A 13,213-nucleotide genomic window follows, 5' to 3' on the forward strand; every position below is an offset into this window, starting at 1 on the left:
AGAGCTCGCACGGGCACCCCGGGAGACCGGGGTGCCCGTGCGAGCTCCGCGCGTGTACGGGGGTGCGGGGGTCAGCCCCGGCGCAGGCCGTTGAGCAGGAGTTCCGCCAGCTGGTCGTAGGCCTCGGCGTCGGCGAGGCCGGTCGCGGTGGCGACCTGGCGGCGCTGGATGCGGACCATGACCGAGGAGATGACGTCGGCGGCGAAGCTCACGTGCACCTCGCGGAAGACGCCGGCCGTCACGCCCTCCTCGATGAGCTCCTGGACCCGGCCGGCCGCCGCGCGCGTGTTGCGCTCGTACACCTCGGCGGCCGGCTCGAAGGCGGCCACGTCGTCGAAGAAGCGCGGGGAGACCGGGGCCAGTTCCGCGGAGACGGCGCGCAGGTAGGCGGCCAGGCGTTCCGCCGGGCCGGTCGCGGCGGCCAGGACCGCCTCGACGCGGACGGTCGCACGCCGGAAGAAGTGCACGACGGCGGCCCGGACCAGCTGCTCCTTGCTGCCGGCCAGGCCGTACAGGGTGCGCTTGGAGCAGTGCAGCCGGGCCGCGAGGTCGTCCAGGGTCAGCTGGGCGAAACCCTCGCCGACGAGCAGCGTCACCAGCTTCTCGAAGAGCTCGGAGCGGCGGGCGGCGCCCCGCCCCGTGAGCTTGGGTGCGTCGGCGGCTGAGGTCTCGATCACCCGAACAGTATGCCGGGTCGACTCGTTCGGGGGGTTACTCCGGCACCCATCTGCGCTACTCTCACCGGTACTGCCGTACCCCTTGCAGTACCGTTTCGCGGTACCAGCTCGTGTCCTGACTGGAGTCGCCATGGATGTCGACCGCCTGCTTCCCACCCCCGAAGCCGCGGACCTCATCGCCCTCACGCGGGAGATCGCCGACAAGGAGCTCGCGCCCCGCGTCGACGAGCACGAGGCCGCCGAGACGTACCCGGAAGGCCTGTTCGCGACCCTCGGCGGAGCCGGGCTGCTCGGTCTCGCGTACCCCGAGGAGTTCGGCGGCGGAGGCCAGCCCTACGAGGTGTACCTCCAGGTCCTGGAGGAGCTCGCCGCCCGCTGGGCCGCCGTCGCCGTCGCCACCAGCGTGCACACCCTCGCCTGCCACCCGCTGCACTCCTTCGGCACCCCGGAGCAGAAGGAGCGCTGGCTGCCCGAGATGCTCGAGGGGCGCCGCATCGGCGGCTACAGCCTCTCCGAGCCGCAGGCCGGCTCCGACGCCGCCGCGCTCTCCTGCAAGGCCGAGCTCACCGACGACGGGGCCGCCTACCGGGTCACCGGCAACAAGGCGTGGATCACCCACGGCGGCAAGGCGGGTTTCTACACCCTCTTCGCCCGCACCGCGCCGGGCAGCCACGGCATCTCCTGCTTCCTCGCCCCGGGCGAGACCGAGGGCCTCACCTTCGGCAAGCCCGAGCGCAAGATGGGCCTCCAGGCCGTCCCCACCACCTCCGCCCACTGGGACGGTGCCCTCGTCGACGCCGACCGGCGCATCGGCGACGAGGGGCAGGGCCTCCAGATCGCGTTCAGCGCCCTCGACTCGGGCCGCCTCGGCATCGCCGCCTGCGCCACCGGCCTCGCCCAGGCCGCACTGTCCGCCGCCGTCGCGTACGCCAACGAGCGCAGCACCTTCGGCCGCAAGATCGTCGACCACCAGGGCCTGGGCTTCCTCCTCGCCGACATGGCCGCCGCCGTCGACGCGGCGCGCGCCACCTACCTCGACGCGGCCCGCCGCCGCGACCTGGGCCGTCCCTTCAGCCGCCAGGCCAGCGCGGCCAAGCTGATCGCCACGGACACGGCGATGAAGGTCACCACGGACGCCGTCCAGGTGCTCGGCGGCTACGGCTACACCCGGGACTTCCCGGTCGAGCGGTACATGCGCGAGGCCAAGATCATGCAGATCTTCGAGGGCACCAACCAGATCCAGCGGCTGGTCATCAGCCGGCAGCTGAAGGCCTGACCCGTTCCGGTTGCCGGGCCACCCCGACGGGCGTAGTCCGGAAGGGGGACTTCTCCCCGGCTCCGCCCGGGGGACCCCCACCGTCGTGACCGGAGAGGAGTCCCATCATGCTGGGCGACCTGATCGGTGAGGAACAGGGAGAGACCACGGGCATCCGGGTGCTGTCCACCGACGGCGGGCATCCCGTCCTCGAAGCCTCGTTCGCGGCGACCGGCACACTGCTGGGCGTCGGGGTCAAGGACATGGGGACGTACGAATCGGCCATGGGCCCCGACGGCACGCTCTTCGGGGAAGGCCAGGGCGTCATCATGGCGCAGGGCGGTGCCACGATCACCTGGCACGGCTCCGGCGTCGGGCGTCTCGACGAAGCGGGCACGGTGCACTGGCGTGGCGCGATCTTCTTCGACACCGACGCCGAGGCGTTCAGCCGGCTCCACACGATCGCCGGCGTGTTCGAGTTCGAGACGGAAGAAAGCGGTAAGGCCACTGCGAAGATCTGGGAATGGAAGTAGTCCCGCCCCGCCGTCCGCTCCGCCGCTCGTCTACCGGGCGGCGGAGCCGGCCGACCGGGCGGCGATCGAGGCGATCGACGACTCCTTCACCACGGACCGGGTGTACGAGGTCCTTGCCGACGGGGACGGGTTCAGGCTGACGGAGACCCCGGTCGACCCGCCGCTCGTCAAGGTCTTCCCCGAGGAGGACGACGAGGACGCCGCGGGCTCCGGGGACCTGCACGTCGAGGTCGCCGTCGACGCCGGACTGGTGCGCGGCTTCGTCGCCGTCGGCGTGGAGGAGTGGAACCGGCGCCTCGTCGTCCACACCCTCGCCGTCGCGCCCACGCACCGCGGCGCCGGCGTCGGCCGGGCCCTGATGGAGCGGGCCTGCGCCTACGGGCGGAGCCTCGGCGCGCGCACCGCGTGGCTGGAGGTGACGAACGTGAACGCGCCCGCCGTCCGTGCCTACCGCCGGATGGGGTTCGAGCTCTGCGGGCTCGACACCACCCTCTACCGGGGGACGGCGAGCGAGGGCGAGACCGCCCTCTTCATGAGCAGGCCGCTGTAAGGCCGCTGTCAGCAGACGCACGTGAACACAAGGAGATCCATGGACATCGCTGGTTCCGCCGCACTCGTCACCGGTGCCGCCTCGGGGCTCGGGGCCGCCACCGCCGCCGCGCTCGCCGCGAAGGGGGCCACCGTCTACGGCCTCGACCTCGACAAGGCCGTCGCCGGGGCCGAGGGCGGGGTGGACGGGGTCACCCTGATCGCCGCCGACGTCACCGACGAGGAGCAGGTCCGGGCGGCGCTCGCGCGGATCGACGACGACGGCGCCGAGCTGCGGCTCGCGGTCAACTGCGCGGGCATCGCCCCCTCGGCGCGGCTCCTCGGTCGCAAGGGCCCGCACGACCTGGAGCTCTTCCGGACCGTCCTGGACGTCAACCTGGTCGGCACCTTCAACGTGCTGCGGCTCGCCGCCGAGTCCATCGCCCGCCGGGAGCCCGACGAGAACGGGCAGCGCGGACTCGTCGTCAACACCGCCTCCATCGCGGCCTTCGAGGGGCAGATCGGCCAGATCGCGTACGCGGCCTCCAAGGCCGGCGTCGCCGGGATGACGGTCACCGCCGCCCGGGACCTCGCCCAGTACGGCATCCGGGTCGTCACGGTCGCCCCCGGCATCGTCGACACCCCGATGATGGCCGGCTTCAGCGACGAGATCCGGGCCGGGCTCGCCGCGAGCGTCACCTTCCCCCAGCGGCTCGCCCGCCCGGAGGAGTACGCCCGCCTGGTCACCATGATCGCCGAGCACGACTACCTCAACGGCGAGACCATCCGGATGGACGGCGCCCTGCGCATGGCCGCCCGCTGACCACTGCGATGGCACCAAGTGCCGCCGCGTGAGGGATCCGAGTGCTAAATTCCGGGGTATGAGCACCCACCCCGTCAAGCCCTCGATGCGTGACTCCCTCGTCGCGGCGGCCTTCCAGCTCTTCCTGGAACGCGGCTACGAGCAGACCACGATCGACGACATCGTGAAGACGGCCGGGGTGGGCCGGCGGTCCTTCTTCCGGTACTTCCCGTCCAAGGAGGACGTGGTCTTCCCCGACCACGAGCAGAGCCTGGCCGACATGACCGAGTTCCTCGCCGCGAGCGAGGACACCGACGACCCGCTGGTCCGGGTCTGCGAGGCCACCCGGCTCGTCATGCGGATGTACGCCGAGAACCCCACCTTCTCCGTCCAGCGCTACCGCCTCACCCGCGAGGTGACCGGCCTGCGGACGTACGAACTGTCGGTGGTCTGGCGGTACGAGAAGACCCTCGGCGACTACCTCCGCACCCGGTTCGCCGACCGCCGCGACGGCACCCTGCGGGCCAACGTGGTCGCGGCGGCCGTCGTGGCCGCGCACAACCACGCGCTGCGCCACTGGCTGCGCTCGGGCGGCGAGGGCGACCCGCTGGCCGAGGTGGACCGGGCCCTGGAGTTCGTCCGGGAGACCTGGAGCCCGGAGGCGGCGGCCCCGGTCGAGGGCGACGACGACGTGGTCGTGGTGATCACGAAGCGCTCCACCCCGATGTGGCGCGTGGTGCGCGAGGTGGAGTCGAGCCTCGGGGAGAGTTAGGGACACGCGGGGATCTCAGTATCGTCAAATGAGGGAACTCAGGTCTTTATTTGCTGGCACTGAGTGCCATATGTTTGCTCCCTGCACGGTCGAGCCGCCGAGTGCTAGGAGAAGCATCGTGTTCCACACCGGATCCACGGGTCTGCGCAGCGGGACCGCCGTCCTCGTCGAGGAATCGGCCGCCGAGCCCGAGCTCCACTTCCAGCGCTGCCGCTGGTGCCACAACACCACCTTCCAGCGCCTGCTCTGCCCCACCTGCGGGTCGACCGACCTCGCTCCCGAACTCAGCGCCGGAGAAGGCGTGATATCGGTGCGGCGCGGCTTCACCGCCGCCGAGGCCGACCTCTGGCCGGTGCACATGGCCGAGGGCTTCGTCGTGCGCTGCCGGGTCGACGGGCCGCCGCACGCGGTGCGCCCGGGCGTCCGGGTCAGGCTCGCCCCCGGAACCCTCGGCGTGGGACGCAGGCCGGTCGTCCGGCTCTGCGAGGAGGTCGCCCTGGACGGCTGGTTCTGAAGCGGACCGCGCGGGTTCGAGGACATCGCGAAAGGGGGGCGGGTGGCACAGAGTGCCACCCGCCCCCCTTTCGTATGACCTCGGCGTCAGCGCGCGCCGATCTCGTCCGTGAGCTGCGGCAGCACCTCGAACAGGTCGCCCACCACGCCGTAGTCGACCAGGTCGAAGATCGGCGCCTCCGCGTCCTTGTTCACCGCGACGATCGTCTTCGAGGTCTGCATGCCGGCCCGGTGCTGGATCGCGCCGGAGATGCCCGCCGCTACGTACAGCTGCGGGGAGACCTGCTTGCCGGTCTGGCCCACCTGGTTGGAGTGCGGGTACCAGCCCGCGTCCACCGCGGCGCGCGAGGCGCCGACGGCCGCGCCGAGCGAGTCGGCCAGCTTCTCCACGACCGCGAAGCCCTCGGCCGCGCCGACACCGCGGCCGCCGGAGACCACGATCGCCGACTCGGTCAGCTCCGGGCGGCCGGTGGAGACCCGCGGGGTGCGCGAGACGACCTTGGCCGCGTTGCCGGTGAAGGCGACGGAGGCGTTCTCGACCGCGCCCGCGGCCGGAGCGGCCTCCGGGGCGGCGGAGTTCGGCTTGACGGTGATGACCGGAACGCCGTGCGAGACGGCCGACTTCACCTGGTATGAGGCGGCGAAGACCGACTGGGTGGCGACCGGGCCGTTCGCGCCGGCCTCCAGCTCCACCGCGTCGGTGATCAGGCCCGAGCCCAGGCGCAGCGCCACGCGCGCCGCGACCTCCTTGCCCTCGCCGGAGGAGGTCACCAGGACGGCGGCGACGCCCTTGTCCTTGGCGATCTGGGTGAGCGCGTCGACCTTCGGCACGACGAGCTGCTCGTCGAACTCGGGGCCGTCGACGACGTACACGGTCGCCGCGCCGTACTCGCCGGCCTTCGCGGCGACGGAGGCCGCGGCCTCCCCGGCGCCGAGCACGACGGCCGAGGGCTCGCCGATGCGGCGGGCCAGGGTCAGCAGTTCGAGGGCCGGCTTGCGGACCGCACCGTCGGCGTGGTCCACGAGAACCAGGATCTCAGCCATGATTCCTTGCTCCTGAGGGATGGTGACGGTGGGTCAGATGAACTTCTGGGCGGAGAGGAACGCGGCGAGCTGCTTGCCGCCGTCGCCCTCGTCCGTGACGATCGTGCCCTGCGTACGGGCCGGGCGGGCGTCCGCCGACTCGACGAGGGTCCAGGAGCCCGCGAGGCCGACCTCGTCGGCGTCGATGCCGAGGTCGTCCAGGTCCAGCTCCTCGACCGGCTTCTTCTTGGCGGCCATGATCCCCTTGAAGGAGGGGTAACGCGCCTCGCCCGACTGGTCGGTGACCGAGACGACGGCCGGCAGCGGGGCCTCCAGCTGCTCGCTGGCGGCGTCGCCGTCGCGGCGGCCCTTGACCGTACCGGTGGGGCCTCCCTCGACCGACACCTCGGAGAGCAGGGTCGCCTGGGGCAGGTTCAGACGCTCGGCGAGCAGGGCCGGCAGCACGCCCATGGTGCCGTCCGTCGAGGCCATGCCGCAGACGATCAGGTCGAAGCCGGTCTTCTCCAGGGCCTTGGCGAGGATCGCGGAGGTCCCGATGACGTCCGAGCCGTGGATGGAGTCGTCGTTGACGTGCACGGCCTTGTCCGCGCCCATCGACAGCGCCTTGCGCAGCGCGTCCTTGGCGTCGTCGGGGCCGACCGTGACCACGGTGACCTCGGCGTCGTCGGCCTCCTCGGAGATCCGCAGGGCCTGCTCGACCGCGTACTCGTCGAGCTCCGAGAGCAGCCCGTCCACGTCGTCGCGGTCGACCGTCAGGTCGTCGGCGAAACCGCGGTCGCCGGTGGCGTCGGGAACGTACTTCACACAGACAGCGATCTTCAGGGTCACGGCCTGTCTCCTTTCAACGGGCGGGTGGTTACGGGAGGTTGCGGGCCATGACGATGCGCTGGACCTGGTTGGTGCCTTCGTAGATCTGGGTGATCTTGGCGTCGCGCATCATGCGCTCGACGGGGTAGTCGCGGGTGTAGCCGTAGCCGCCGAGGAGCTGGACGGCGTCGGTGGTGACCTCCATGGCGACGTCGGAGGCGAAGCACTTGGCCGCGGCGCCGAAGAAGGTCAGGTCGCCGTCGAGCCGTTCGGACTTGGCGGCGGCGGCGTAGGTGAGCTGGCGGGCGGCTTCGAGCTTCATGGCCATGTCGGCGAGCATGAACTGGATGCCCTGGAAGTCGGCGATGGGCTTGCCGAACTGCTTGCGTTCCTTGACGTAGCCCTTGGCGTAGTCGAGGGCGCCCTGGGCGATGCCGATGGCCTGGGCGGCGATGGTGATGCGGGTGTGGTCGAGGGTCTTCATGGCGGTGGCGAAGCCGGTGCCCTCGGCGCCGATCATGCGGTCGGCGGGGATGCGGACGTTGTCGAGGTAGACCTCGCGGGTCGGGGAGCCCTTGATGCCCAGCTTCTTCTCCGGGGCGCCGAAGGAGACGCCCTCGTCGCTCTTCTCGACGACGAAGGCGCTGATGCCCTTGGAGCGCTTGTCCGGGTCGGTGACGGCCATCACGGTGTAGTACTCGGAGACGCCGGCGTTGGTGATCCACCGCTTGACGCCGTTGAGGACCCAGAAGTCGCCGTCGCGTACCGCGCGGGTCTTCATGCCGGCGGCGTCCGAGCCCGCGTCGGGCTCGGACAGCGCGTAGGAGAACATCGCGTCGCCCTTGGCGAGCGGGCCGAGGTACGTGGCCTTCAGCTCCTCCGAGCCGGACAGCACGACCGGCAGCGAGCCCAGCTTGTTGACCGCGGGGATCAGCGAGGAGGAACCGCACGCGCGGGCGACCTCCTCGATCACGATCACCGTGGCCAGCGCGTCGGCGCCCGCGCCGCCGTAGGACTCGGGGACGTGGACGGCGTGCAGGTCGGCCGCGATCAGCGCGTCCAGGGCCTCCTGGGGGAACCGGCCCTCCTCGTCCACCGCCGCGGCGAACGGCGCGATCTTCGCCTCCGCCAGCGCACGGACCGTCTCACGGAGCATGTCGTGCTCCTCCGACAGGCGATACAGGTCGAAGTCCTTGGCCATGGTCTGGGGCTCCCCTAGCAATGCTTGTGGCACTTTGGCACTGAGTACCCTCAGCAAAACACACTCAGTGCCATGACGCCAGTGGCCAGGGGGCCGGACCACTCAGACGGCGCGGCGCGGCCGGGTCGTCAGGACCACCGCCGCCGCGAACAGCACCACGTTCTTCACCACGAACTCGCCCACCATCGTCAGCAGCAGCGGATTGGAGTGGTCGAACGCCAGCTGCGGGGTGACGAGCAGCACGGCGAAGGTGCCGAGCAGGTGCCCGCCGAGCACGGGCAGCAGCGCGGCCTGCCCCCGCCCGGCGATCAGCCACACGCCGAGGACGATCTCGACCCAGCCGAGCGCGGGGACGAACCAGCCGCCCGTGTCGAACGGCATGACGTCGACGACGAGCTGCGCCGCCGGGCTGAGCCCGATCGCCTTCAGGACGCCGAACCAGACGAAGACCCCGCCGAGGCCGGCCCGCAGCAGCACCAGGCCGTACCGGTGCAGGCGCGGCGCGAACCGCTCGAAGAGGGCGGCGGGCGACGCCGGGGGAGTCGTGTCGGTCGGGCCGGTCGGGCCGGCGGGGGTGCGGGTGGACGGGGTCAGCTGCGAGGAAACGGTCATGCGCGGCCACTCCAGACGGATCGGTGCGGGATCGGTGAGGTCGGGGCGGACGCGCGGCGCCGACGGCCCGGGGCAGGTCGGGGCCGCGTGTCCTGTGGGGAGCGTCCGGCGGCCGGCGGCCCACGACGCCCCTCCGGAACGGAGGGTGGCCGGGGTGGCCGGGATGACCGGGGTGGACCCGGGCGACCGGGTCGGTGGTGCGGGCTGCGCGGTGCCGGGGCACCGAGTGCGGGTGCCGGGGCCGGGGCAGGGGGAGAGGGCCTGCCGGAGCCTCGGAGCCGCCGGTACTCCAGGGTCGGGAACCGGCCAACGGGCGTGACCCCCGGCGGTGCGCCCCGCCCTGGGGACGGGACCGGGTGCCACGCCCTGGCGGTACGGCGTACCCGTCCGCTCGGCGGCGTGGCGCATCGGTCCTGCGGACGCGCGGCCGGCCGCGCACCGACGGGGCCGACAGCGCCCGGTGCCGACCCACGCTAGCCACTCGCCGGGGCCGAGGCGACGCCCATCGACTCCTTGCATGCCTCCGATGGAAGAAGCCGATAGGCCGTTGCCCCACACGATCAGATCTCGCCAGCCTGAGCTCTGTTCGAACTGTGTTTGACCGTTTGATCCGCTCCCGCCCCGCACCACACGCGAAGGAATCCAGGGATGTCTCAGCGACCCGTCTCCACCCCGACCACCCCCGCGGCCCGCACGCCGCTGACCCGGCGCCGGGTGCTCACCGCCTCCGCCGCCGCGGCGGGCGCCTTCGCGCTCGCCTCGGGGACCAGCACGGCCTGGGCGGCGGCCCCCGTCGCGCAGTTCGAGGCGGAGACCCGCACCGGCCGCCGGGCGCCCGGCGCCGGCGCCGAGCCCAGCGTCGTGGTGCGCTGGAACCAGGCCGCCATGGACGCGATCCTGGGCCGCTACCAGGCCGCCGGCAACCGCTTCGGCCCCGCGACCGTCAACGCCCGCGCCCTCGCGATCATCCACAACTGCATCTACGACGCCTGGGCCTGCTACGACCGGGTCGCCGGCGGCACCCGCTACGGCGGCTCCCTGCGCCGCCCCCGCGCCGAGCGCACCCTCGACAACAAGAACGAGGCCATCAGCTACGCCGCCCACCTGGCCCTGCTCGACCTCTTCCCCGAGTACAAGGTCGCCATCGACTCGATGCTGAGCAGCCTCGGCTACGACCCGGCGCTCACCGACCCGGCCCCGAAGAGTCCCGCGTGGATCGGCCGCCGCACCGCCCAGGCCGTCCTCGCCTACCGCCACGGCGACGGCGCCAACCAGCTCGGCACCCCCGCGTACGGCGACACCACCGGCTACCAGTCGAAGAACCCGCCGCAGACCGCCGGCTCCTTCGACCCGTCGATCGTCGTGTCGCCGGAGCACTGGAGCCCGCTGATCGTCGGGGGCAAGACCCAGCGCTACCTCACCCCGCAGTTCGCCGTCATGAAGCCCTTCGCGCTCAGCCGCCCCGACCAGTTCACGGTCGCCGCGCCGCCCGCCTACCCCTCGGTCCGGATGACCGCCGCGATCGAGGAACTCCTCGACATCAGCGCGAACCTGACGGACGAGCAGAAGTGCATAGCGGAGTTCTGGCTCAACGACGACGTCACCCCGCCCGGCGCCCAGCAGATGTGGGGCCGCTTCGTCTCCGCCCGTGACGGACACGACGTCGACGAGGACGCCAAGCTGTTCTTCGGCCTCAACATGGCCGAGTGCGACGCCGCGATCGGCTCCTGGGCGGTCAAGGCCCAGTACGACTTCGCGCGGCCCTCCACCCTCATCCCGTACGACCGCCGCGGCCAGCGCATCCAGGCCTGGGGCGGCCCCGGCCTCGGCACCGTCGCCATGGACGGCGTCGACTGGCAGGCGTACGTGGCCGTGCCGCCGTTCCCGGCCACCGTCTCCGGACACAGCACCTTCTCCGGCGCCGCCGCCGAGTTCCTGCGCCGCTTCACCGGCACCGACGCCTTCGGCGACTCGTACCGCTTCAAGGCGGGCGCCTCCACCGTCGAGCCCGGTCTCACCCCGCGCACCGACACCGTCCTCACCTGGCCCACCTTCAGCGAGGCCGCCCGCCAGGCCGGCATCTCCCGGGTGTACGGCGGCATGCACTGGAGCTTCGACAACGAGCCCGGCATCGAGATGGGCCACCGGATCGGCCGGGTCGTGTACCGCCAGGCCGAGTGTTACTTCACCGGCACGCACCGCTGAGGAGACGAACGATGACCCAGACCCAGAACGCCACCCCGCCCAGGACCGGCAGCGGGGCCCCGCCGTTCCCAGGTGCCAAGGCCACCGTCCTCGGCACCGTCGCCACCGTCGTCTCGCTGCTGGTCCTCGTGGCCCTCGGCGAGGCCACCGGCCACCTCCTGATGATCGCGCCGCTCGCCGCCACCGCGATGATCATCTGCAGCACGCCCGCGCTGCCGCCCGCCCAGCCCCGCAACGTGCTCCTCGGCCAGGTCGGCTCCGGCGTCCTCGGCCTCGTCGCCGTCGCCGTCTTCGGGCACAACCTGTGGGTCGCGTCCGTCGCCGCCGGCCTCAGCGTCGGCCTGATGCTGCTGCTGCGCGCCGTCCACGCGCCCGCCGCGGCCACCGCCGTCCTCGCCGTCCTCCAGCACCCGGCGCCGCTGAGCTTCCTCGTGCTCCTCACGATCGGCAGCGTCCTGCTCGTCCTCGTCGGCCTGATCGCCTCCAAGGCCGCCGTGATCGCCAAATACCCGACGTACTGGTGGTGAGCCCGATGACCCGAGACACCCTCCTCGTCAGCGCCGAAGCCCTCCAGGCCCGCCTCGGGCAGAGCGACGGCCCCGTCCTGGTCGAGATCACCGACGGCGGCAACGACGGCGGCGGCCGCCAGGGCCGCATCCCCGGCGCCGTGCGCCTCGACTGGACCGGCGACCTCCAGGACCCGGTACGCCGGGACGTCATCGGCCCGGAGGCCTTCGCGGACCTCCTCGGCCGGCACGGCATCGGCCCCGACGACACCGTCGTCTTCTACAGCGGCAACAACAACTGGTGGGCCGCCGCCGGCTACTGGCAGTTCCGCCTCTACGGCCACCGCGAGCTGCGCCTCCTCGACGGCGGGCGCGCCCGCTGGGAGGCCATCGGCGGCGCCCTCACCCCCGAGGCGCCCGAACGGCCCCGCGCCGACTACCCCGTGCCCGCGGGCCCCGACGAGTCCATCCGGGCCCGCCGCGACGACCTGCTCGACCACATCGGCCGCCGCACCCTGCTCGACGTCCGTTCCCTGGAGGAGTACCTCGGGCAGAGCAACACCCCGCCCGGCGTCCCCGAGGACATCGGCGTCCGCTGCGGCCACGCCCTCTCCGCGGACCACCTGCCCTGGCACACCGCCATCCACCCCGACGGCACCTTCCGCGACGACGAGGAGCTGCGCGCCGCCTACGGCGTCCTGCCCACCGACCGTCCCACCGTCGTCTACTGCCGGGTCGGCTGGCGCTCCGCCCACAGCTGGTTCGTCCTGCACGAGCTGCTCGGCCTGCGCGACGTGCGCAACTACGACGGCGCCTGGCGGGAGTTCGGCTCGCTGATCGGCGCGCCCATCGTCAACGGACCCCAGCCCTGGGGCCCCGACGGCATCCCGTCCGTCGTCGCCCAGCGCGCACCCTCGGAGGTCACCGCCCGTGCCTGACGTCACCGTCTTCCGCGATGTCCTGCGCAACGGCTTCGAGCAGACCGACCTGCCCTGGGTGCCCTGGACCGAACCCGGCCGCGAGGGCGTCGAGTTCGTCGTCCTGTGGGGCCCCGGCCACGCCGGCGAGGAGGACTCCGCGTCCCTCCTGCTCCGCTTCCCGCCCGGTGCGCACGGCGACTTCCACGAGCACCTGGGCCACGAGCTGATGCTGGTCCTCGACGGCACCCTCGACCACAGCGACGGGCGCCGCTTCCACCGCGGCGACCTGGTGATCGAGGAGCCGGGCACCCGCCACCAGATGTCCAGCGAGACCGGCTGCACCGTCCTCGCGGTCCGCGCCCGCCCGGCGTCCGCACGGACGCCGCAGCCCGGCGAGATCACCACCGGCGTGGGCGCGGGCGCACCCGCCGACGCGGCCTGACACCACGGCCGGCCCCGCCGTCCGGCACAGCCGCCCGACGCGGCGGCCCGGCCCGCGGCCCGACGCCACGGCCCGACGCCGGGCCCCCGATCCGGGGCCCGGCCGTCCGGCCCGGGCCGCCCAGGGCGCACCCGCCACACCTCCGCCGCCCCGTACGGGGCCGCGAGGCGTACGGCCGGCGCGCCCCTGCACGCCTTGCACGCCCTGCACGCCCTGCACGAGCCGCGCGAGCCGCACGGCCGACATGCCCTGCATGCCCTGCATGAGCCGCACGCCCCGCACGAGCCGAGCCGTACGGCCGGTACGCCCCGGCCGGCCGCACGAGCCGCACCGGCCGTGCCGGCGGTACGGCAGGCCCCGCACGCCTCGCACGGCCCGCACCACTCCGCATCCGCA

The 13,213-nt window shown here is 72.8% G+C and carries 15 protein-coding genes; 10 read left to right on the plus strand and 5 right to left on the minus strand.

The genetic code is table 11. From position 1 onward, the window contains the following. Nucleotides 1-71: 71 nt before the first annotated feature. The gene (locus OG309_RS29500; RefSeq protein WP_329425386.1) at nucleotides 72-677 is read right to left on the minus strand and encodes a TetR/AcrR family transcriptional regulator; all 606 of its coding nucleotides are present in this window, start codon (nucleotides 675-677) and stop codon (nucleotides 72-74) included. A 130-nt stretch (nucleotides 678-807) separates the two neighbouring features. On the opposite strand from OG309_RS29500, the gene OG309_RS29505 reads away from it, so the two are divergent. From OG309_RS29505 to OG309_RS29530, 6 genes are all read left to right on the plus strand, one after another. Beyond that, a complete protein-coding gene (locus tag OG309_RS29505; protein ID WP_329425387.1) occupies nucleotides 808-1,953 on the plus strand; it encodes an acyl-CoA dehydrogenase family protein in 1,146 nt (381 codons plus the stop codon). Nucleotides 1,954-2,060: 107 nt separating this feature from the next. Further along, nucleotides 2,061-2,465: a hypothetical protein gene (locus tag OG309_RS29510; RefSeq protein WP_329425389.1), complete on the plus strand. Its 405-nt coding sequence runs from the start codon at nucleotides 2,061-2,063 to the stop codon at nucleotides 2,463-2,465. After that, nucleotides 2,440-3,015 (plus strand): GNAT family N-acetyltransferase, encoded by a 576-nt coding sequence (locus OG309_RS29515; protein WP_402547172.1) that lies wholly within the window; start codon nucleotides 2,440-2,442, stop codon nucleotides 3,013-3,015. The genes OG309_RS29510 and OG309_RS29515 overlap by 26 nt, the downstream gene beginning before the upstream one ends. 39 nt (nucleotides 3,016-3,054) lie before the next feature. Continuing rightward, complete coding sequence (locus OG309_RS29520) at nucleotides 3,055-3,816, plus strand: SDR family NAD(P)-dependent oxidoreductase (RefSeq protein ID WP_329425393.1); 762 nt, start codon at nucleotides 3,055-3,057, stop codon at nucleotides 3,814-3,816. Between the two features lie 58 nt (nucleotides 3,817-3,874). Next, nucleotides 3,875-4,567 carry a TetR family transcriptional regulator gene (locus tag OG309_RS29525; protein WP_329425394.1) on the plus strand — a complete coding sequence of 231 codons (693 nt, stop codon included), beginning with the start codon at nucleotides 3,875-3,877 and terminating at the stop codon, nucleotides 4,565-4,567. Between the two features lie 118 nt (nucleotides 4,568-4,685). Continuing rightward, on the plus strand, nucleotides 4,686-5,081 hold the full coding sequence (locus tag OG309_RS29530) for a Zn-ribbon domain-containing OB-fold protein (protein WP_329425396.1): 396 nt from the start codon (nucleotides 4,686-4,688) through the stop codon (nucleotides 5,079-5,081). A gap of 86 nt (nucleotides 5,082-5,167) precedes the next feature. On the opposite strand, the gene OG309_RS29535 is transcribed toward OG309_RS29530, so the two are convergent. The 4 genes from OG309_RS29535 to OG309_RS29550 form a co-directional block, all read right to left on the minus strand. Beyond that, nucleotides 5,168-6,124, minus strand: coding sequence for an electron transfer flavoprotein subunit alpha/FixB family protein (locus OG309_RS29535; protein ID WP_329425398.1), 957 nt, complete (start codon nucleotides 6,122-6,124; stop codon nucleotides 5,168-5,170). Nucleotides 6,125-6,157: 33 nt separating this feature from the next. Further along, nucleotides 6,158-6,952 carry an electron transfer flavoprotein subunit beta/FixA family protein gene (locus OG309_RS29540; protein ID WP_329425400.1) on the minus strand — a complete coding sequence of 265 codons (795 nt, stop codon included), beginning with the start codon at nucleotides 6,950-6,952 and terminating at the stop codon, nucleotides 6,158-6,160. A gap of 28 nt (nucleotides 6,953-6,980) precedes the next feature. Beyond that, nucleotides 6,981-8,132, minus strand: coding sequence for an acyl-CoA dehydrogenase family protein (locus tag OG309_RS29545; protein WP_329425401.1), 1,152 nt, complete (start codon nucleotides 8,130-8,132; stop codon nucleotides 6,981-6,983). A 102-nt stretch (nucleotides 8,133-8,234) separates the two neighbouring features. Continuing rightward, a complete protein-coding gene (locus OG309_RS29550; protein WP_329425403.1) occupies nucleotides 8,235-8,744 on the minus strand; it encodes a hypothetical protein in 510 nt (169 codons plus the stop codon). 648 nt (nucleotides 8,745-9,392) lie between these two features. Here OG309_RS29550 and OG309_RS29555 point away from each other — a divergent pair. The 4 genes from OG309_RS29555 to OG309_RS29570 are packed head-to-tail and all read left to right on the plus strand — an operon-like array spanning nucleotide 9,393 to nucleotide 12,817. Further along, complete coding sequence (locus OG309_RS29555) at nucleotides 9,393-10,949, plus strand: vanadium-dependent haloperoxidase (RefSeq protein WP_329425405.1); 1,557 nt, start codon at nucleotides 9,393-9,395, stop codon at nucleotides 10,947-10,949. A gap of 11 nt (nucleotides 10,950-10,960) precedes the next feature. Beyond that, entirely contained in the window at nucleotides 10,961-11,476 is a 516-nt protein-coding gene (locus OG309_RS29560) for an HPP family protein (RefSeq protein WP_329425407.1), read from the plus strand. Between the two features lie 5 nt (nucleotides 11,477-11,481). Continuing rightward, entirely contained in the window at nucleotides 11,482-12,393 is a 912-nt protein-coding gene (locus tag OG309_RS29565) for a sulfurtransferase (protein WP_329425409.1), read from the plus strand. Further along, nucleotides 12,386-12,817: a cupin domain-containing protein gene (locus OG309_RS29570; RefSeq protein ID WP_329425411.1), complete on the plus strand. Its 432-nt coding sequence runs from the start codon at nucleotides 12,386-12,388 to the stop codon at nucleotides 12,815-12,817. Before OG309_RS29565 ends, OG309_RS29570 begins: the two co-directional genes overlap by 8 nt. Nucleotides 12,818-13,213: the final 396 nt, after the last annotated feature.

The sequence above is a fragment of the Streptomyces sp. NBC_01268 genome, assembly GCF_036240795.1.
Taxonomy (GTDB): Bacteria; Actinomycetota; Actinomycetes; order Streptomycetales; family Streptomycetaceae; genus Streptomyces.